The organism is Streptomyces aureus, from assembly GCF_001418135.1.
GTDB classification, from domain to species: domain Bacteria; phylum Actinomycetota; class Actinomycetes; order Streptomycetales; family Streptomycetaceae; genus Streptomyces; species Streptomyces aureus_A.
Genome location: NZ_LIPQ01000240.1, coordinates 1 through 19,847 on the forward strand (window position 1 = coordinate 1; position 19,847 = coordinate 19,847).

The 19,847-nt window shown below is 71.4% G+C and carries 19 protein-coding genes; 16 read left to right on the forward strand and 3 right to left on the reverse strand.

The window, feature by feature from the left end; all coding sequences use genetic code 11:
- Positions 1–1,112, reverse strand: a 1,112-nt coding sequence (locus AOK00_RS20400; RefSeq protein WP_159041808.1) for a S8 family serine peptidase, incomplete at its 3' end; no start/stop codon positions are given.
- A gap of 550 nt (positions 1,113–1,662) precedes the next feature.
- Here AOK00_RS20400 and AOK00_RS39130 point away from each other — a divergent pair.
- Positions 1,663–2,133, forward strand: a complete 471-nt coding sequence (locus AOK00_RS39130; protein WP_159041809.1) for an AfsR/SARP family transcriptional regulator — start codon at positions 1,663–1,665, stop codon at positions 2,131–2,133.
- A 40-nt stretch (positions 2,134–2,173) separates the two neighbouring features.
- Here AOK00_RS39130 and cpt read toward each other — a convergent pair whose 3' ends face one another.
- The gene (gene cpt, locus AOK00_RS20410; protein ID WP_055601751.1) at positions 2,174–2,695 is read right to left on the reverse strand and encodes a chloramphenicol phosphotransferase CPT; all 522 of its coding nucleotides are present in this window, start codon (positions 2,693–2,695) and stop codon (positions 2,174–2,176) included.
- A gap of 105 nt (positions 2,696–2,800) precedes the next feature.
- On the opposite strand from cpt, the gene AOK00_RS41445 reads away from it, so the two are divergent.
- Positions 2,801–3,007, forward strand: coding sequence for a hypothetical protein (locus AOK00_RS41445; protein WP_055601736.1), 207 nt, complete (start codon positions 2,801–2,803; stop codon positions 3,005–3,007).
- A gap of 36 nt (positions 3,008–3,043) precedes the next feature.
- Here AOK00_RS41445 and AOK00_RS20420 read toward each other — a convergent pair whose 3' ends face one another.
- Positions 3,044–3,718: an HD domain-containing protein gene (locus tag AOK00_RS20420; RefSeq protein ID WP_055601737.1), complete on the reverse strand. Its 675-nt coding sequence runs from the start codon at positions 3,716–3,718 to the stop codon at positions 3,044–3,046.
- Positions 3,719–3,904: 186 nt separating this feature from the next.
- Between AOK00_RS20420 and AOK00_RS20425 the strand changes: the two genes are divergently transcribed.
- From AOK00_RS20425 to ahcY, 14 genes are all read left to right on the forward strand, one after another.
- Positions 3,905–5,341, forward strand: a complete 1,437-nt coding sequence (locus tag AOK00_RS20425) for an MFS transporter (RefSeq protein ID WP_055601738.1) — start codon at positions 3,905–3,907, stop codon at positions 5,339–5,341.
- Between the two features lie 108 nt (positions 5,342–5,449).
- Positions 5,450–6,655 carry a trans-sulfuration enzyme family protein gene (locus AOK00_RS20430; RefSeq protein ID WP_055601739.1) on the forward strand — a complete coding sequence of 402 codons (1,206 nt, stop codon included), beginning with the start codon at positions 5,450–5,452 and terminating at the stop codon, positions 6,653–6,655.
- Between the two features lie 64 nt (positions 6,656–6,719).
- A complete protein-coding gene (locus AOK00_RS20435; protein ID WP_055601740.1) occupies positions 6,720–7,259 on the forward strand; it encodes a MaoC family dehydratase in 540 nt (179 codons plus the stop codon).
- 207 nt (positions 7,260–7,466) lie between these two features.
- Positions 7,467–8,315, forward strand: a complete 849-nt coding sequence (locus AOK00_RS20440; protein ID WP_055601741.1) for a class I SAM-dependent methyltransferase — start codon at positions 7,467–7,469, stop codon at positions 8,313–8,315.
- Positions 8,312–9,355, forward strand: coding sequence for a class I SAM-dependent methyltransferase (locus AOK00_RS20445; protein ID WP_079042097.1), 1,044 nt, complete (start codon positions 8,312–8,314; stop codon positions 9,353–9,355). The genes AOK00_RS20440 and AOK00_RS20445 overlap by 4 nt, the downstream gene beginning before the upstream one ends.
- Before the next feature lie 25 nt (positions 9,356–9,380).
- Positions 9,381–10,274 carry a diiron oxygenase gene (locus tag AOK00_RS20450; RefSeq protein WP_055601743.1) on the forward strand — a complete coding sequence of 298 codons (894 nt, stop codon included), beginning with the start codon at positions 9,381–9,383 and terminating at the stop codon, positions 10,272–10,274.
- Between the two features lie 31 nt (positions 10,275–10,305).
- Positions 10,306–11,193 (forward strand): hypothetical protein, encoded by an 888-nt coding sequence (locus AOK00_RS20455; RefSeq protein WP_055601744.1) that lies wholly within the window; start codon positions 10,306–10,308, stop codon positions 11,191–11,193.
- 1 nt (position 11,194) lies between these two features.
- Positions 11,195–11,632, forward strand: coding sequence for a holo-ACP synthase (gene acpS, locus AOK00_RS20460; RefSeq protein ID WP_055601745.1), 438 nt, complete (start codon positions 11,195–11,197; stop codon positions 11,630–11,632).
- Between the two features lie 19 nt (positions 11,633–11,651).
- Positions 11,652–11,903, forward strand: a complete 252-nt coding sequence (locus AOK00_RS20465; RefSeq protein ID WP_030322008.1) for a phosphopantetheine-binding protein — start codon at positions 11,652–11,654, stop codon at positions 11,901–11,903.
- Complete coding sequence (gene metK, locus AOK00_RS20470; protein ID WP_055601746.1) at positions 11,900–13,108, forward strand: methionine adenosyltransferase; 1,209 nt, start codon at positions 11,900–11,902, stop codon at positions 13,106–13,108. The genes AOK00_RS20465 and metK overlap by 4 nt, the downstream gene beginning before the upstream one ends.
- A gap of 3 nt (positions 13,109–13,111) precedes the next feature.
- A complete protein-coding gene (locus tag AOK00_RS20475) occupies positions 13,112–14,095 on the forward strand; it encodes a carbohydrate kinase family protein (protein WP_055601747.1) in 984 nt (327 codons plus the stop codon).
- Positions 14,092–17,580, forward strand: coding sequence for a methionine synthase (gene metH / locus AOK00_RS20480; protein ID WP_055601748.1), 3,489 nt, complete (start codon positions 14,092–14,094; stop codon positions 17,578–17,580). The genes AOK00_RS20475 and metH overlap by 4 nt, the downstream gene beginning before the upstream one ends.
- Positions 17,577–18,437: a methylenetetrahydrofolate reductase [NAD(P)H] gene (metF, locus tag AOK00_RS20485; RefSeq protein ID WP_055601749.1), complete on the forward strand. Its 861-nt coding sequence runs from the start codon at positions 17,577–17,579 to the stop codon at positions 18,435–18,437. Before metH ends, metF begins: the two co-directional genes overlap by 4 nt.
- Positions 18,430–19,845 (forward strand): adenosylhomocysteinase, encoded by a 1,416-nt coding sequence (gene ahcY, locus AOK00_RS20490; protein ID WP_437441430.1) that lies wholly within the window; start codon positions 18,430–18,432, stop codon positions 19,843–19,845. Before metF ends, ahcY begins: the two co-directional genes overlap by 8 nt.
- The last annotated feature ends 2 nt before the right edge of the window (positions 19,846–19,847 follow it).

A 19,847-nucleotide genomic window follows, 5' to 3' on the forward strand; every position in this document is an offset into this window, starting at 1 on the left:
CAGCCCATGGCTCCCGCGCCGTCGGCGGTGATGCCCGCCGGTACGGGTGGGGCCGCCGGCGCGGGAGCCATGGGCTGCGTGGGTGCGGGGGCCGCTGGTGTCCCGTAGGGCGCGGGAGTTTCGTACGCGGCCGGGGCGACCTGCGGCGCCGGGGCCTCGGACGGAGTGGGAGCGGCTGCGGGAGTGGTCACGGCTTCCTCCTCGTTCCTGTCGATCCAGTGGTTCCTGTCGTTCCTGGTGATGAGTGCGTGCGCCCGGGCGGCGTCCAGGCTGCCGCCGAGCCCGCGGCGGCAGGCCGGGGCGTCCGGGTCGGCACAGTCGGGGGCGGTGGCGGTCGCGAGCAGTACCTGTCCCGCGGCCTTCGGGTCCGCCGGCCCGCCCGCGGCGAGCTGGGCCGCGACGAGGAGCGCCGCGGTGCCGGCGACGAGCGGGGTGGCGAAGCTGCTCCCGGTGAGGGTGGCGAGCCCGCCGCCGGGCGCGGCCCCCTCGATGTCCTGTCCGGGGGCGAGGACGCCGTGGCTGCGGTAGTCGGCGCCCCAGTTGCTGATGTCGAGCGGCCTGCCGTCGGCAGCGGCGGCACCGACGGCCAGTACGGAGGAGACGGCGGCCGGGACCTGGTGGGTGTCGGCGCCGTCGTTGCCGACGGCGGAGACGACCAGGACTCCCCGGTCCTCGCAGAGCCGCAGGGCCCGGCTGAGGAGGGCGTCGGCCTGGTCGGCGTCGGTCCGTTCGCCGCCGCTGATGTTGATGACGTGCGCACCTTCCTCGACCGCGCGCTCGATGGCGCGGGCCAGGTCCATCTGGGGCACCCGGCCGTCGCCGCCGTCCCGGAACACGGGAAGGATCAGGCCGCGGCAGCGTGGGGCGAGACCGGTGACGGGGCTGCCGGGCGCGCCGAACAGCGTGCTGGTGACGTGGGTGCCGTGCAGGGACATCGGGCCGGTGCCCGCGGGCTCCTGCACCAGGGTGTCCAGACGCGTAAGATCCGCGCCGGCGAAACAAGGGTGGGACAGGTCCACCGGGCCGTCGAGTACGGCCACGCACACCCGCGGGTCGCCGAACGGCTCGCCGGGCCGAGCGCGGAGCTCTCCCAGAACTGCCCGAGGCTTCATCTCGGACCTGCTTTCCGTGCCCGTGGGCACCGCGTGCGGAAAGGCTTGTCGATCCGACCGTGGAGTCTCGTCGTGGGCGGTTCGTCACCCGGAATGTGCAAGCGGCGTCGCCGGAGCGTTTCCGGGCCGTTGCCGGGGTGTCGCGCGGGCCGTTTGCCCGCCGGTCAGGCCGGGGACGCGACGGTCCCCGCCGTGGTCCGATCCGCCGCGAATACGGCCGCGGCGGTGCGGTGGACCCGTACGGCGGGGGCCTGCGCGGGCGGATGCGCGGATGCGTGATCCACCGGCCGGTTGCACAGTGAGGGATGTGTCATCGAACGGCGTATACCTCGAACTGCTCGGTGCTTTCGAGCTCTCATACGCCGGATGCCGCATCCCCCTCCCATCAGGTGCGCAGCGCCTGTTGGCGCTTCTCGCCCTGCACTCGGCCGGAGGTGTCTACCGGGGTGCGGCAGCCGAGCGACTCTGGCCCGACTGCAGCCCCAGCAGGGCTTCGGCGAACCTCAGGACCGCGCTGTGCCATGGCCGGCGCGCGGGTTCCGTGACCGCGGTGGAGTGCGTGGACCACCGGCTGCGGCTGGCCCCGGTGGTCCAGGTCGATCTGCACTCCGTGCGGGGCCTGGCGCAGGGCGCGGTGGCGGACGCCCCGCCGCCCGCCGACCCGGAGCCGCTGGTCGCGAAGCTCGGCGAGGAGCTGCTGCCGTCCTGGCCGGACGAGTGGCTGCTCCTGGAGCGGGAGCGCTGGGACCAGGTGCGGCTGCACGCGCTGGAGAGTCTGGCGCAGCGGCTGCGGCGGGACGGCGAGTATCTGGCGGCGCTCCAGACGGCGCTGACCGCCACCCAGATCGACCCGATCCGGGAGACGGCGCACCGCATCCTCATCGAGATCCACATCGCCGAGGGCAACACGGCGTGCGCGGTGAAGCGCTACAAGGAGTACCAGCGGCTGCTGCGGCAGGAGTTGGAGGTCGAGCCGTCGCCCCAGATGACGCGCCTGGTGCAGGATCTGACCTCGGCGTGAGGCGTACGGTCCGGGCGGCGCGGGGCCGCGGCGGCGCGGGTCAGACGATGTGGGACGCGATGGCGCGGGCGCAGTCCAGCGATTCGGTGTGGGTGGTGTCGACCTCCACGTCGTAGTCGACGCCCCGGTGCACGAGGTCCGCCTGCTTCGCGGCCATTCCGGCGACCCGGTCGCCGCGTGCGACCTCGCGGCCCTCGGCGACGGCGCTGTCGCACCGGACCCCGACCCAGAGCACGTCGAGGTCGCCGGCGAAGGTCCGCCAGCGGTCCTGGGCGGCCGCTCCGCTCAGGAAGACGTCGTCGATGATGACGCGGGCGCCGGCGCGGGCCATGGTGACGACCCCCTGGGCCCAGGCGCCTTCGAGGGCGCGGAAGTCGGCGCCGATGTTCACTCCGCCGTCGGGGTCGAACCCGATGCCGTCGTCGGAGCTCTGCATCCTGAGGGGCATCGCGTCGATGAGCGAGTCGACTCCGAACGCGAGCCAGGGGTCGGGGAGTACGGCCTGGAGGCACCGCACGATGCCGGACTTCCCCGCGCTGGAACCGCCGTTGAGGATGATCATCTGTGTGGTCACCGCGCCACCGTACGGCGGTGACGGCGTTGTACGAAGGGGATTTCCGCCGCCGTCCCCGGCGGGTGGTGCCGGCGGGGACGGGTTCGGCGGGACATGGACGACACGGCCTTCTCGGTCTGCGGGGTGCCGGAGGTCACCACGCGGGACGGCGACGTGTGGAGCGTCAGGGCCACCGCGGCGGTCGCCAGGCCGTCGGCGGTCGTCGCCGCGGCCGCCCGGGCCGTCGAGGCGGAGCCGAGGCCCGCGTCGATGACCGTGCCGCCGAGCCAGGGGCCGCCCGTGTTGGCGAGGTCCCGGTAGCGACATGATCAAGCGGGCGGTCGTCACGGTCCGGCCTCAGCCCGTACCGGGCACGCCCGTCAGTTCGGCGAGTTCGCGTTCCAGGTTCTCCCGCGCCTTCTCCTCCCAGACCGCCGCTCCGTAGGGCGTACGGAAAAGGCGGGGCAGTCCGAGGAGGTGGCGGAGGACCGCCGCGCGGCCCTCTCGGAAGGCGTGGTCGGGGACGAAGCCGTACTCCTCGCGGACCGCGGCCGCATACCCCCTGTAGGTATCGGGGTCGGTCGCCAGGATCGCGAGGTCCGCGTCGCAGAGCGTCTCGCCGTTCAGGTCGCCGGGGGTGGGGTCGTGAGTGACCGTCAGGCGGACAAGGCGGGCGACCTCCGCGACCTCGTGCGGGGTGAGTCCGGCCTCGGTGAGTGCCTTCTCGGCGAGGACCGCCGAGCGCTCCTCGTTCTCGGAGCGGTCGGGGCGGTAGACGGCGTCGTGGAACCATGCCGCGAGCCGTACGAGCTCCAGCTCCCCTCCCTCGCCGCCCTGGTCGGTGAGTTCGTCGATGCGGGTGAGGACCGCCCGGAGGTGGTCGACCGTGTGGTAGCGGCGCTGCGGCTCGGCCCAGCGGGTGAGCAGATTGCGGCCGTACGGGGCGGGGTCGGGGCCCTCCCGGCCGGCGCGGGCGGCGTGCAGGGTGGAGTTCCAGCGCTGGAGCAGCTCGGGGTGTTCCTCGGCGGTCATGGGGGCATTCTGCCCGGCCCGCGCGCCGGAAGGCGTGCTTCCCCCGTGTCCTCGGCAGCGCTTTCCCCTCACTCTTACATACCCCCCACGGGTATGCTACGGTGCTCCGCACAGGTACCCCCTAGGGGTATGCCCCGAGTCCCGGTCGGACCGCTCGGGGGCCGCAGCGAGTGAAGGGTCAGGGCAATGTCAACCGTCAATCCCCGGCGCTGGTGGGCACTTGTCGTGCTCGCCGCCGCACAGTTCATGGTCATCATGGACACGTCGATCATCGGGGTCGCGCTCCCCGAGATGCAGAAGGACCTGGGCTTCTCGCAGAGCGAGCTCCAGTGGATCTTCAACGCCTACGTGATCGTCTTCGGCGGCCTCCTGCTCCTCGGCGGACGCCTCTCCGACCTCGTCGGAGCCCGCAAGATCTTCGTCGCCGGCTGGGCGGTCATGATCGCCGGATCGGTCCTGGCCGCCGCCGCGCAGACCGCCTGGGTCGAGATCGCGGGCCGCGCCGTCCAGGGTGTCGGCGGTGCGCTCATCGCGCCCTCCGCCATGACCCTGCTGATGATCCTCTTCATGCACGACCCGAAGGAGCTCGGCAAGGCGATGGCGCTCTACGGCGCCGCCGCCCCGGCAGGCGGCACCGCGGGCGTCTTCCTCGGCGGTGTCTTCACCGAGTGGATGAGCTGGCAGTGGGTCTTCATCATCTACATCCCGATCGGCCTCGCGACCCTCGCCGCCACCAAGCTCCTCCCGAACGTCGAGTCCCGCCGCGGCTCCGTCGACATCCTCGGCGCCGTCGCCGTCACCGCCGGCCTCGCGCTCGCCGTCTTCGCCGTGGTCCGCGCCCCCGAGGTCGGCTGGGGCTCCACCGGGACGATCCTCCAGCTCATCGGCGCCGCCGCCCTCCTGGTCCTCTTCTTCGTGATCCAGAAGAGCATCGGCGAGCCGCTCATGCCGCTCAGCGTCTGGCGCGTCCCGCGCCTCGGCTCGGCCAACCTGGCCATGACGCTGCTCGGCGCCGCCTGGATCCCGATGTGGTACTTCCTCAACCTGTACCTCCAGCAGGTCCTGGGCTTCGGCGCCTTCGAGTCCGGTGCCGCCCTGCTGCCGATGACCGTGCTCCTCATGATCTTCATGACGGCCATCACGGCCCGGCTCATGATGAAGGTCGGCGCCAAGCCGCTCATCGCCGGCGGTCTGCTGGTCCTCGCCGCCGGTCTGGTCTGGCTCGCCGCCGTCCCGCCCACCGGCTCCTTCCTGGTCGACGTCCTCCCGGCCTCGCTGGTCGCCGCGCTCGGCATGTCCCTCGCCTACATCCCGACGATGATGACCGCCATGTCCGGCGCCCCGCAGGAGCAGGCCGGTCTCGCCTCCGGCATCGTCAACACCACCTACAACGTCGGCTCCGCGCTCGGTCTCGCCGCGCTGACCGCGGTCGCCATGTCCCAGGGCGCCGACCAGCTCGGCAACCTGCCGAAGCTGACGGACGGCTTCTCGTCCGCCTTCGTCGGCGCCGCGATCATCGCCGCCGTCGGCGGTGTGATCACCCTCCTCGTCATGAAGAGCGACAAGGCGGTCGCGGCCGAGGCCGCCGCCCCCGCGCCGCAGGGCGAGAAGGTCTCCGCCTGATCCCCGCCCCGAAGGGGCCGCCCGATGTCCACCCCGGACATCGGGCGGCCCCTTCTCCCATCCCGTTCCCGATCCCGTATCCCGCACAGCCTCCGGAAAGGAACTTCCGTGGAACTCGGCACCCGCGCCGTCCATGTCGTCGACGAGCCGCTCCCGCCCGGCAGCCGGCCGCTCTCCGTGCCCCTCGTGCAGTCCTCCGCCTTCGCCTTCGAGTCCGCCGCCGAGCTCGCCGACGCCATGGCCGGACCCGACGGGGCGTACGTCTACAGCCGCCGCGGCAACCCGACCGTACGGGCCCTGGAGCAGACCCTCGCCGGGCTTGAGGGCGGCGCCGGGGCCATCGCCTTCGCCTCGGGCATGGGGGCGATCAGCGGGGTCCTGCTCGCCCTCCTGCGGCCCGGCGACCGGGTGGTGGCCCAGCGCTGCCTGTACGGCGGGACCCATGCCGTTCTCGCCGACCTGGCCGAGCGGTACGGGATCGAGGTCGTACGGATATCCGGCGACGACCCGGCCGAGTTCGAGGCCGCCGCCGTGCACCCCGCCACCCGGCTGCTCGTCCTGGAGACCATCGCCAACCCCACCGGCCGGGTCCCCGACCTGCCGGGGCTGCTCGCCGCCGCCCGCGCCCTCGGGGTCGTCGGCCTCGTCGACAACTCCCTCGCCTCGCCCGTCCTGTGCCGCCCCCTGGAGCACGGCGCCGACATCGTCGTCCACTCCACCACCAAGTACCTCTCCGGGCACTCGGACGTCCTCGGCGGCGCCGCCGTCTTCGCCGACGACGAGCTGCGCCGCCGGATCTGGCCCCGTACGGTCGAACTCGGCGCCTGCGCCGACCCGTTCGCGGCCTGGCTGACCCTGCGCGGGATACCCACCCTGCCGCTGCGGATGCGCGAGCACTGCGCCAACGCCGCCGTCCTCGCCGAGCGGCTCGCCGCCCACCCCGGCGTCTCGGCCGTCCACTACCCGTGGTTCGCCGGCCATCCCTCGTACGAGCGCGCCCGCAAGGTGCTCGACGGCGGCGGCGGGCTGCTGTCGTTCGAGCTCGCGGGGGGCCGGGAGGCCGGCCGGGCCTTCGTCGAGGGTGTACGGGTGGCCCGGCTCGCGCTCTCCCTCGGCGGGGTGGAGACCCTCGTGACCCACCCGGCGTCCACGTCCCACCGGGAGCTCGACGGGGCCGCCCTTGAGGCCGCCGGGATAGCCCCGGGGCTCGTACGGATGTCGGTCGGCATCGAGGCCGTCGAAGACCTGTGGGCCGACGCCGAACAGGCCCTGGGACAGCGCCCCTTGGGTGCTTCTTTTGGGTTGACAAAATAAATGACTGATTCGTAGATTGGGGGGTGCCAGGGAAAGACCACTCCTAGGTCAAGGGGGGCGCACGATGCGCTACTTCGAGGACTTCCGGCCCGGCGACGTCCATGAGCTGGGCGTCGTCACCGTCACGGCGGAGGAGGTGCTGGAGTTCGGCAGGCGCTTCGATCCGCAGCCCTTCCACACGGACCCCGAGCGCGCGGAGCGGTCGCAGTTCCGCGGCCTGATCGCGAGCGGATTCCACACCCAGGCGATGTTCATGCGCCGCTACGTCGACGGACTGCTCGCCTACAGCGCCTGTATGGGCTCGCCCGGCATCGACGAGGTCCGCTACCTGCGGCCCGTCCGCCCGGGCGACGTCCTCACCGCACGCGTAGAGATCCTCGGCTCCACCCCGTCGCCGTTCAATCCCGCCACCGGCACCGTCAAACCGCGGTGCACCCTGGTGGCCTCCGACGGGACGGCCGTGTTCAGCATGATCCTGCACAGCATCTTCCGCCGGCGCCCCGCCGACTCCGAGGCCGACCATCTGTCGTCGATGCCCGCGGCCGAGGACCCCGTCGCCTGTGTGCGACCGGCCAAGACCTGTGTCCCGGTCATGAGCGCCTGACGAACCGTCCTTCGTCGGGCCCCTGAACACGGCCGTCCGTACATCCGGACCCGTCCGTGCATCCGGACCCGTCCGTGCATCCGGACCCGTCCGTGCATCCGGACCCGTCCGTGCATCCGGACCCGTCCGTTCGTCCGGACCCCGTCCGAAGCCCCGTACATCCACCGAAGTGACCCGTACACCCACCGAAGTGAAGGGAGACCTCCTGTGGAGGCCGTATCCCGCACCGCCCAGTGGACCGCCGCCGCGCGCGCCCTGGAGACCGAGCGCGAGGACCGGCTGTTCGCCGATCCCTACGCGCGCACCGTCGCCGACCAGATCGGCTTCGAGCTGCTCGACCGCTACGCGGGCGGCGGCACCGTGCCGTTCCTCGCCATCCGCACCACCTACCTCGACCGCGCCATCGTCCGGGCGGTGGAGGAGCGGGGCATCCGCCAGGTCGTCTTCCTCGCCGCCGGCATGGACACCCGCTTCTTCCGGCTGCCCTGGCCCGACGGCGTCACCGTCTACGAGCTCGACCGCCCGGCCCTCCTGGAGGCCAAGGCCGAGATGCTCGCGAAGGAGCCGAAGCCGGCCGGCCGCGACCGGATCACCGTCCCCGTCGACCTCACCCAGGACTGGACCGGCCCCCTCAAGGAGGCGGGCTGGAAGAGCGAGGAACCCGTCCTGTGGGTGGTGGAGGGGCTGCTGTTCTTCCTGCCGGAGCAGGCCGTACGGACCCTCATCTCGACGCTCTCCGCGCACGCCGCCCCCGGCTCCGTGCTGCTCGGCGACGTCATCTCGAAGGCCGCCCTGGAGAACCCGCTCGCCCGCGGGTTCATGAAGGCCCTGGACGAGGACGGCAACCCCTGGCTCTTCGGCACCGAGGAGCCCGAGGCGCTGCTCGCCGACTGCGGCTGGGCCGTACGCGAGGTCAGGCAGCCCGGTGAGGACGGCGCCGACTTCGGACGCTGGCCCTACCCGGTGCCGCCCCGTTCGGTCCCGCGGGTGCCGCGGTCCTTCCTGTTCACCTGCGAACTGCCGGAAGCCAACGGCTACGAGGAGGCGGCCGCGTGAGCGCCCACGACTTCCACCAGAGGGTCATCACCGACGCCGGAGCGGCCGTCCGCGGCCTGACCGTCTCCCTCGGACAGCGCCTCGGCCTCTACCGGGCGCTGGCCGAGCGGGGCCCGCTCACCGCCGCCGCGCTCGCGGCGGCGACCGGCACGAACGAGCGGTACATCGAGGAGTGGCTGCACGCCCAGCTCTCCGCCGGGTACGTCGAGCGGCACCCCAGCTCCCTCACGTACACGCTCCCCGCCGACCACGTCGAGGTGCTCGCGGACCCCCAGGCCGTCACGTACGCCGCCGGGTTCTTCACCGCCCTCAAGGCGCTGTACGCCACCGAGGACCTGCTCGTGGAGGCGTACCGCACCGGTGACGGCGTCGGCTGGGCCGAGCACGACGCGGCCCTCGACACCGGCATGGGCTCCTTCTTCCAGCCGACGTACGAGCACAAGCTCGTCGCCGACTGGCTGCCCGCCCTCCACCAGGTCACCGACAAGCTCGCCGCCGGCGGCACCGTCGCCGACGTGGGCTGCGGCGTCGGCCACACCACACTGCTCATCGCGAAGGCCTTCCCGAACGCCACCGTGCACGGCTTCGACTACTCGGAGGAGGCCATCTCGATCGCCCGGGAGCTCGCCGAGGAGGCCGGTCTCTCCGAGCGGGTCGTCTTCGAGGTCGCGTCGGCCGACGACTACCCGGGCTCCGGCTACGACCTGGTCTGCTTCTTCAACGCCCTGCACGACATGGGCGACCCGGTCGCCGCCGCCCAGCACGTCCACAAGTCCCTGGACGCGGACGGCACGTGGATGCTCGTCGAGTCGAACGTGTCCCCGCAGGACATCGACGTGCAGACGCCCGCCGCCCGCATGTTCATGGCCCTGTCCGCCGTCATGTGCCTGCCCGTCGCGGTCGCCCAGCGCGGCCCGCACGCGCTCGGCAACCACTCCGGCGAGAAGGCCTTCCGGGCCATCGCGGAGGAGGCCGGCTTCACCCGCTGGCGGCGTGCCACCGAGACCCCGGTGAACGCGGTCTACGAAGTCCGGCCCTGAACCCCCGAAGCCTGGAGGAACCATCATGGGCGCCACCGCCCCCCTGCCCGTCACCGACCGGTTCATGGAGGTCCTGGAGCGGCTCAGCGAGCGCTCCGTCGAGGACTACTACAACCCGTACCAGACCTTCCAGTGGCCCGAGACGCTGGAGGAGAACCGCTTCTGGATGACCCCGGAGCTGCTCACCGTCTACGGCACCCGGCACTACGACGCCCTCGATGAGGAAACGCTTCAGCGCCTGTCGAAGTGGGAGTCCATCAACTTCTACAGCCTCAACGTGCACGGCATCCGCGAGCTGCTCATCGAGGTCGTCGGCCGCATCCACATGCCCGGCTTCGAGGTGCCCTCGGACTTCTTCCACCACTTCATCGGTGAGGAGAACGAACACATGTGGTTCTTCTCCGAGTTCTGCCGGCGCTACGGCCACAAGATCTACGGCTCCACCGCCATGCGCGCCGACGCCGCCTGGGAGCCCGAGGTCGAGAACTTCCTCGTCTTCACCCGCATCCTCTTCTTCGAGGAGCTCGTCGACCACTACAACTCCCGGATGGCGAAGGACGCTTCGCTCTGCCACACCATCCGCGAGGTCAACCGCATCCACCACCAGGACGAGTCCCGCCACATCGCCTTCGGGCGCGAGCTGGTCTCCCTCCTGTACGGCCGGATGTGCCAGGCGGTGAGCGCCGAGCGGGTCCGCGAGGTGGAGGCGTACCTCAAGCGGTACGTCGTCTACAGCGTCAACTCCCTCTACAACCCGCACGTGTACCGCGACGCCGGCATCCCCGACCCGCTGGCCCTGCGCAACGCGCTGGTCGCCGACGAGAGCCGCCGCCCCCACGAGCGCAAGGCGATACGCAAGCCGCTCTCCTTCTTCCTGAAGACCGGGATCTTCTCCGACGACACCCTGCCCGTCGTCTGAGCGACGCCCTCACCCGAGAGGTGCACCGACCATGACCGTGACGACCCCCGGAACCGTCGGGGACACGAGGGGCCTCCCCTCGCTCGGACCGGAGGGGACCCGCCTGCTGCGGCTCCTCGACGACACCTTCGAGAGCTGGGGTGTGACCGCGGGCGCCCGCCCGATGACCATGCCCCCGCTCCTGCCGGCCGCCGACCTGGCGAAGCTGGACTACTACGACAACTTCCCGCACCAGGCCGTCCTCGCCGCCCCGCTCGACCTGGAGGGGCGCCTCGCCGCCCCCTTCGATGGCGAGCACGGGCAGTGGCCCGCCGCCGCCCTCGAACCGGCCGGCCTCGGACTGCCCTCGGCGTCCTGCTACGCCGTCTACCTCGACCACCAGGGCACCCGGGTCGCCGACGACACCCTCGTCACGATCTGCTCCTGGTGCTTCCGCAAGGAGACCCACTACGAGGGCATGCGGCGCCAACTCGGCTTCCGCATGCGGGAGATCGTCGCCATCGGCGCGCGCGAACACGCCGAGACGCATCTCGCCGACTTCACCACCCGGATCCAGTCCTTCGCGGCGGCGCTCGACCTGCCGCTGCGCAGGGAGGCCGCCTGCGACCCCTTCTTCGACAAGGGCGGCTCGAAGGCGCTCCTCCAGCGGCTCACCCCGGTGAAGTACGAGTTCCTGTACGAGGACCTGGCGATCGCCTCGGTCAACACGCACCGGAACTTCTTCGGCGACCGCTGCGACATCACCCTGGAGTCGACCGGCGGACCGGCCTTCACCAGCTGTGTCGCCTTCGGCCTCGAACGCTGGTTGTCCGCGCTGACCCGCCGCCACGGCGGCTGGCAGGCGGCGACCGAGGCGGTGCTCGACGCGAACGCCCGCACGCGGGCCGGTGCGAGTGGCGCGGCCGGGCCGGTGATCTGACGTGCCGGCCCGTCCCGCCGCCCCGCCGGCGGGCGGCCTGGGGTGGGCGAACCTCGGCATGGACATCGTGTCCGTCAACCGTGTCCGCAGGCTCCTCGCCCAGTACGGGGAGCGGTTCTTCGAGCGGATGCTCACCCCCGGCGAGCTCGCCGACTGCCGTACCTCCTCCGGGCTCGACGTACTGAGCCTGTGCGGGCGGATCGCGGCCAAGGAAGCGGCCTTCAAGACCTTGCGGGTCAGGGGCAGGTTCCTGCCCTGGCCGGACATCGTGGTGCGGCGTTCCGAGGGCGGCTGGCCGCTCGTGGAACTGCACCGGACGGCCGCCGAGATGGCCGCGGAGTCCGGCATCACCGAGATCACCGTGTCCATCAGCCACGACGTGGACTACGCGGTGGCGGTGGCCGCACCGATCATCGCGCCCGCCACACCCATCCATTAGCAGCTAAAGGAGAGCAACCATGGCCGACGGCCTGCAGACGGTGAAGAACTGGATCCTCGAGCGTCACCCCGAGCGCGACGACATCGCGTCCGACCTGGACCTGATCGAGAACCGGCTCATCGACTCGCTGTCCTTCGTCGAGTTCGTCTTCCTCCTGGAGCAGGAGAGCGGCACCGCGATCCAGATGGAGACCCTTGAGGTCGAGTCCATCCGCACCCTCGGTGCCATCGAGCAGCACTTCTTCAAGACCCCGGTGGAGGCCCAGGCATGAGCCGCCGCCTCTTCACCTCGGAATCGGTGACCGAGGGACACCCCGACAAGATCGCCGACCGGATCAGCGACACCATCCTCGACGCGCTGCTCGCCGAGGACCCGTCCTCGCGGGTCGCGGTGGAGACCCTGATCACCACGGGTCTCGTCCACATCGCCGGCGAGGTGACCACCACGGCGTACGCGCCGATAGCGAAGCTGGTGCGCGAGGCCGTCCTCGACATCGGCTACGACTCCTCCGCTAAGGGCTTCGACGGTGCCTCCTGCGGCGTCTCGGTGTCCATCGGCGCCCAGTCGCCGGACATCGCGCAGGGCGTGGACACGGCGTACGAGTCCCGGGTGGAAGGCACCGGGGACGAACTGGCGGCGCAGGGCGCCGGCGACCAGGGCCTGATGTTCGGCTACGCCTGCGACGACACGGCCGAGCTGATGCCGCTGCCGATCGCGCTCGCCCACCGGCTCTCCCGCCGCCTGACGGAGGTCCGCAAGAACGGCACCGTGCCGTACCTGCGCCCGGACGGGAAGACCCAGGTCACCATCGAGTACGACGGGGACCGCCCGGTCCGCCTCGACACGGTCGTCGTCTCCTCGCAGCACGCGGCCGACATCTCCGTCGAGGGCCTGCTCACCCCGGACGTGCGCGAGTACGTCGTCGAGCACGTCCTCAAGGAGCTGGTCGAGGAGGGCGTCAGTCTGGAGTCCGACGGCTACCGGCTCCTGGTCAACCCGACCGGGCGCTTCGAGGTCGGCGGCCCGATGGGCGACGCCGGACTCACCGGCCGGAAGATCATCATCGACACGTACGGCGGGATGGCCCGGCACGGCGGCGGCGCCTTCTCCGGCAAGGACCCGTCGAAGGTCGACCGTTCCGCGGCGTACGCGATGCGCTGGGTCGCGAAGAACGTCGTCGCGGCCGGCCTCGCCCGCCGCTGCGAGGTCCAGGTGGCGTACGCCATCGGCAAGGCCGAGCCGGTCGGTCTCTTCGTGGAGACCTTCGGCACGGGCACCCTGCCGGACGAGCGGATCCAGGAGGCCGTCGGCGCGGTCTTCGACCTGCGGCCCGCGGCGATCATCCGCGACCTGGACCTCAAGCGGCCGATCTACGCGAAGACGGCGGCGTACGGCCACTTCGGCCGCGAGCTCCCCGAGTTCACCTGGGAGCGCACGGACCGCGTGGAGGCCCTGAAGAAGGCAGTGGGGGAGTAGGCCATGCGGATCGCTGTCACGGGATCCATCGCGACCGACCATCTGATGACCTTCCCCGGCTGGTTCAGCGAGCAGCTGCTCGCCGACCGGCTGGACCGGGTCTCCCTGTCGTTCCTCGCCGACAACCTGGAGGTCAGGCGTGGCGGAGTGGCAGCGAACATCGCCTTCGGACTCGGTGTCCTCGGCCTCCGCCCCGCCCTCGTGGGCGCGGTCGGCGCCGACTTCGAGCCGTACCGGGTCTGGCTGAAGGACCACGGTGTGGACACCGACTCGGTGCGCGTCAGCGAGTCGCTCCACACCGCCCGGTTCGTCTGTACGACCGACCGGGCCCAGAACCAGATCGCCACCTTCTACGCGGGGGCGATGTCCGAGGCGCGCGAGATCGACCTGCGGCAGGTCGTGGCGCGCACCGGCCGGCTGGCGCTGGTCCTGGTCTCCCCGGACGACCCCGAGGCCATGCTGCGGCACACCCGCACCTGCCGTGACCTGGGGATTCCCTTCGCCGCCGATCCGTCGCAGCAGCTGGCGCGGCTCGACGGCGAGCAGGTGCGGGAGCTGGTGGACGGGGCGCGGTTCCTGTTCACCAACGAGTACGAGACGGCGCTCCTCCTGGAGAAGGCCGGCTGGACCGAGGCGGACGTGCTGCGCCGGGTCGGCACCTGGGTCACCACCCACGGCGCGGCCGGCGTCCGCATCCGGGGCGAGGGCCGCGAGCCGCTCGCCGTGCCGGCCGTGGACGTCGCCGCGGTCGTCGACCCGACCGGGGTCGGGGACGCCTTCCGGTCCGGTTTCCTGGCCGGCCGGCTGTGGGGCGTCCCGGAGCGGTGCGCGGCGCAGCTGGGCTGCGCGGTGGCCGCGACCGTCCTCGACTACGTGGGGACGCAGGAGTACCGCCTTCACCGGGACTCGCTCCTGGACCGGATCAGGACGACGTACGGCGCCGGCTGCACCGCCACGCTCGTCACCCATCTGAGGGGGCTCACGTGACCGTCGTACGGAGGTCCCTGCGGGAGGAGTTCGCGAAGCGGGTCGTGGTGGCCGACGGGGCGATGGGGACGATGCTCCAGGCCGCCGACCCGACGATGGACGACTTCCGGAACCTCGAAGGCTGCAACGAGATCCTCAACCTCACGCGCCCCGACATCGTAGCCTCCGTCCACGACGCCTACTTCTCGGTGGGCGTGGACTGCGTCGAGACCAACACCTTCGGGGCGAACCTGGCCGCGCTCGCCGAGTACGGCATCGAGCACCAGGTGTACGAGCTGTCCGAGGCCGGCGCCCGGATCGCCCGCGCCGCGGCGGACGCGCACACGGCGGCCGACGGACGCCCCCGGTGGGTCCTCGGCTCCATGGGCCCCGGTACGAAGCTGCCGACCCTGGGCCACGTCACGTACGAGCCGCTGCGCGAGGCCTTCCGGCAGAACGCGGAGGGCCTGATCCGGGGCGGCGCCGACGCCCTGCTCATCGAGACCTCGCAGGACCTCCTCCAGACGAAGGCGGCCGTCATCGGCGCCCGCCGGGCCCTGGACTGGGTCGGCGTGGACCTGCCGGTCATCGTGCAGGTCACCGTGGAGACGACGGGCACGATGCTGCTCGGCTCCGAGATCGGTGCGGCGCTGACCGCGCTGGAGCCGCTCGGCATCGACATGATCGGCCTGAACTGCGCCACCGGCCCCGCCGAGATGGCCGAGCACCTGCGGCACCTGTCCCGGCACGCCCGCGTCCCGATCTCGGTCATGCCCAACGCCGGCCTGCCCGTCCTCACCTCCGACGGCGCCCACTACCCGCTGTCGCCGGGCGAACTGGCCGACGCGCAGGAGGCGTTCGTCCGCGAGTACGGCCCCGCGCTGGTCGGCGGCTGCTGCGGCACGACCCCGGAGCACCTGCGGGAGATCGTGGAGCGGGTGCGGGGCGCGGCCGTCCTCGACCGACGGCCCGAGCCGGAGCCGGGCGCGTCCTCGCTCTACAGCCATGTGCCGTTCCGCCAGGACACCGCGTATCTGGCGATCGGCGAGCGCACCAACGCCAACGGCTCGAAGAAGTTCCGCGAGGCGATGCTCGACGGCCGCTGGGACGACTGCGTCGAGATGGCGCGGGACCAGATCCGCGAGGGCGCGCACATGCTCGACCTGTGCGTGGACTACGTGGGCCGCGACGGCACCGCGGACATGGCGGAGCTGGCCGGCCGGTTCGCGACGGCCTCGACGCTGCCGATCGTCCTCGACTCGACGGAGATCGGGGTGCTGCGGGCGGGCCTGGAGAAGCTCGGCGGCCGGGCGGTCGTGAACTCCGTCAACTACGAGGACGGCGACGGCCCCGAGTCACGGTTCGCGCAGGTCACGGCCCTGGCGAAGGAGCACGGCGCGGCCCTGATGGCGCTGACCATCGACGAGGAGGGCCAGGCCCGCAGCGTCGGGCACAAGGTGGCCGTCGCCGAGCGGCTCATCGAGGACCTGACGGGGAACTGGGGGATCAGGGAGTCGGACATCCTGATCGACACCCTCACGTTCACCATCTGCACCGGTCAGGAGGAGTCCCGCAGGGACGGCATCCACACGATCGAGGCGATCAGGGAGCTCAAGCGGCTCCACCCGGACGTGCAGACCACCCTCGGCCTGTCCAACATCTCGTTCGGCCTGAACCCGGCCGCGCGGATCGTCCTCAACTCCGTCTTCCTCGACGAGTGCGTGAAGGCGGGCCTGGACTCGGCGATCGTGCACGCGTCGAAGATCCTGCCGATCGCCCGCCTGGAGCCGGAGCAGGTGGAGGTCGCGCTCGACCTGATCCACGACCGCCGCCGGGACGGCTACGACCCGCTCCAGCGCTTCCTGGAGATGTTCGAGGGCGCGACGGCGAAGTCGATGAAGGCCGGCAAGACCGAGGAACTCCTCGCCCTGCCGCTGGACGAGCGCCTCAAGCGCCGGATCGTCGACGGCGAGAAGAACGGCCTTGAGGCCGACCTCGACGAGGCCCTGACGATCCGCCCCGCCCTGGAGATCGTCAACGAGATCCTGCTCGACGGCATGAAGACGGTCGGCGAGCTGTTCGGCTCCGGCCGGATGCAGCTGCCGTTCGTGCTCCAGTCCGCCGAGGTCATGAAGACCGCGGTGGCCCACCTCGAACCCCACATGGAGAGAACGGCCGACGGCGAGGGAGGGGTCGGCAAGGGCACGATCGTCCTCGCCACCGTCCGCGGCGACGTCCACGACATCGGCAAGAACCTCGTCGACATCATCCTCTCCAACAACGGCTACAACGTCGTCAACATCGGCATCAAGCAGCCCGTCTCCGCGATCCTGGAAGCGGCGGAGGAGCACCGCGCGGACGTGATCGGCATGTCCGGCCTCCTCGTGAAATCCACCGTGATCATGAAGGAGAACCTCCAGGAGCTGAACGGCCGCGGTCTGGCCCGGCGCTTCCCCGTGATCCTCGGCGGCGCCGCCCTCACCAGGGCGTACGTCGAGCAGGACCTCCACGAGATCTACCAGGGCGAGGTCCGCTACGCCCGCGACGCCTTCGAGGGCCTGCGCCTCATGGACGCCCTCATGGGCGTCAAGCGCGGCGTCCCCGGCGCCGTACTCCCCCCGCTCAAGCAGCGCCGCGTGCCGAAACGCGAGACCCCGACGCCCGCGGCGGAGGTCCGGGAGCCCGAGCCGGCCGGCCGCTCCGACGTCGCCGCCGACAACCCCGTACCCGAGCCCCCCTTCCTCGGGACCAGGGTCGTCAAGGGCATCCAGCTCGCCGAGTACGCCCCCTGGCTCGACGAGACGGCCCTCTTCAAGGGCCAGTGGGGCCTCAAGGACACCGGGACCATCGAGACGGAGGGCCGGCCGCGGTTGCGCGGTTGGCTCGACCGCCTCCAGACGGACCACATCCTCGAAGCAGCCGTCGTCTACGGCTGGTTCCCCTGTGTGTCCAAGGGCGACGACCTGATCGTCCTGGACGAGGACGGAGGCGAGCGGACCCGCTTCTCCTTCCCCCGCCAGCAGCGGGGCCGCCGCCTCTGCCTGGCCGACTTCCACCGTGCGGAGGACTCCGGCGAGATCGACGCCGTCGCGATGCAGGTGGTCACCGTCGGCTCACGGATCGGCGAGGAGACGGCGAAGCTCTTCGCCGCCGACGCCTACCGGGACTACCTCGAACTCCACGGCCTCTCCGTCCAGCTGGCGGAGGCCCTGGCCGAGTACTGGCACGCGCGGGTGCGCGCCGAGTGGGGCATCGCGGGCACCTCGGAGCCGGCGTCCCTGGACGGCATGCTCCGCACCGAGTACCAGGGCTGCCGCTACTCGCTCGGCTACCCGGCCTGCCCCGACCTGGAGGACCGGGCGAAGATCGCCGCGCTCCTGCGCCCGGAACGGATCGGGGTGGAGCTGTCGGAGGAGTACCAGCTGCACCCCGAGCAGTCGACCGACGCGATCGTCGTCCACCACCCCGAGGCGAGCTACTTCAACGCGGGAGGCCGACGCCTGTGAACCCCACCTACTCGTTCGAGTTCTTCCCGCCGAAGACGGACAAGGGGGAGCGGACCCTGTGGGAGGCGATCCGCCGGGTCGAGGCCCTGTCCCCGGACTTCGTCTCGGTGACGTACGGCGCCGGCGGCTCGTCCCGCGACCGGACCATCGAGGTGACCAAGCGGATCGCGACCGAGACGACCCTGCGCCCGGTCGCCCATCTGACGGCCGTCGGACACTCGGCCGCCGAACTGCGGGCGATCATCGGCGCGTACGCGGACGCCGGGGTCCGGGACGTCCTGGTCCTGCGCGGAGACCCGCCCGGCGACCCGCGCGGCCCGTGGACACCTCACCCGCGCGGATTCACGTACGCCCATGAACTGGTCGCGCTGGTGCGGTCGTTGGGCGAATTCCGGATCGGCGTGGCGGCCTTCCCCGAGGGCCACCCGAGGTCCGCGGGCCCGGCCGACGACCTGGCGCACTTCGTCGCCAAGTGCCGGGCGGGCGCCGACTACGCCATCACGCAGATGTTCTTCGACCCGGAGGACTACCTGCGGCTGCGGGACCGGGTCGCGGCCGCAGGCTGCGACACCCCGATCATCCCGGAGATCATGCCGGCCACCGACGTACGCCAGATCCGGCGCTTCGCGGAGCTCAGCGACGCCGCGTTCCCCGAGGACCTGGCGCACCGCCTGGAGGCGGCCAAGGACGACCCGGCGGCGGCGTACCGCATCGGCGTCGAGCACGCGACCGCGATGGGCCTGCGGCTGCTCGACGAGGGCGCCCCCGGCCTGCACTACATCACGCTGAACAGGTCGACGGCGGCCCTGGAAATCCACCGAACCATCATGAGCGCAAGGAGCGTTGTCCATGTCTGACACATTGACGGACTACAAGGTCGCCGACATCTCGCTGGCCGCCTTCGGCCGCAAGGAGATCACGCTCGCCGAGCACGAGATGCCGGGCCTGATGTCGATCCGCCGCGAGTACGCGGAGGCGCAGCCGCTCGCGGGCGCCCGCATCACCGGCTCCCTCCACATGACCGTACAGACGGCGGTCCTGATCGAGACCCTGGTGGCGCTCGGCGCGGAGGTGCGCTGGGTGTCCTGCAACATCTACTCGACCCAGGACCACGCCGCCGCCGCGATCGCCGCCGCCGGCATCCCGGTCTTCGCCTGGAAGGGCGAGACCCTGGAGGAGTACTGGTGGTGCACGGAGCAGGCGCTGACCTGGCCGGCCACCGACGGCGGGACCTCGGGCCCCGGGCCCAACATGATCCTCGACGACGGCGGTGACGCCACGGTCCTGGTCCACCTGGGCGTCGAGTACCAGAAGACCGGCGGCCTTCCCGAGGCCGCCAACGAGGAACTGGCCGTCATGCGAGCCCTGCTGGAGAACAGCGCACTCGACTGGTCGGCCATCGCCACCGGCATCCGCGGTGTGACGGAGGAGACCACGACGGGCGTCCACCGTCTGTACGAGATGCACCGCGAGGGCGCGCTGCTCTTCCCGGCGATCAACGTGAACGACGCCGTCACGAAGTCGAAGTTCGACAACAAGTACGGCTGCCGCCACTCCCTCATCGACGGCATCAACCGCGCCACCGACGTCCTCATCGGCGGCAAGACGGCCGTCGTATGCGGCTACGGCGACGTCGGCAAGGGCTCGGCGGAGTCGCTGCGCGGCCAGGGCGCCCGCGTGATCGTCACCGAGATCGACCCGATCTGCGCGCTCCAGGCGGCGATGGACGGCTACCAGGTCGCCACCCTGGAGGACGTCGTGGAGACGGCCGACATCTTCGTCACCACCACCGGCAACAAGGACATCATCATGGCGTCCGACATCGCCCGCATGAAGCACCAGGCGATCGTCGGCAACATCGGCCACTTCGACAACGAGATCGACATGGCCGGCCTCGCGGCGCTCCCCGGGATCGTGAAGGACGAGGTCAAGCCGCAGGTCCACACCTGGACGTTCCCCGACGGCAAGGTCGTCATCGTCCTGTCCGAAGGCCGTCTGCTGAACCTCGGCAACGCGACCGGGCACCCCTCCTTCGTGATGTCGAACTCCTTCGCCGACCAGACCCTCGCGCAGATCGAACTCTTCACGAAGACCTCCGACTACCCCGTCGGCGTCCACACCCTCCCCAAGCACCTGGACGAGAAGGTCGCCCGCCTCCACCTCGACGCCCTCGGCGTCAGGCTGACGACGCTCCGCCCCGAGCAGGCGTCGTACATCGGGGTCCCGGTGGAGGGCCCGTACAAGCCGGACCACTACCGCTACTGATG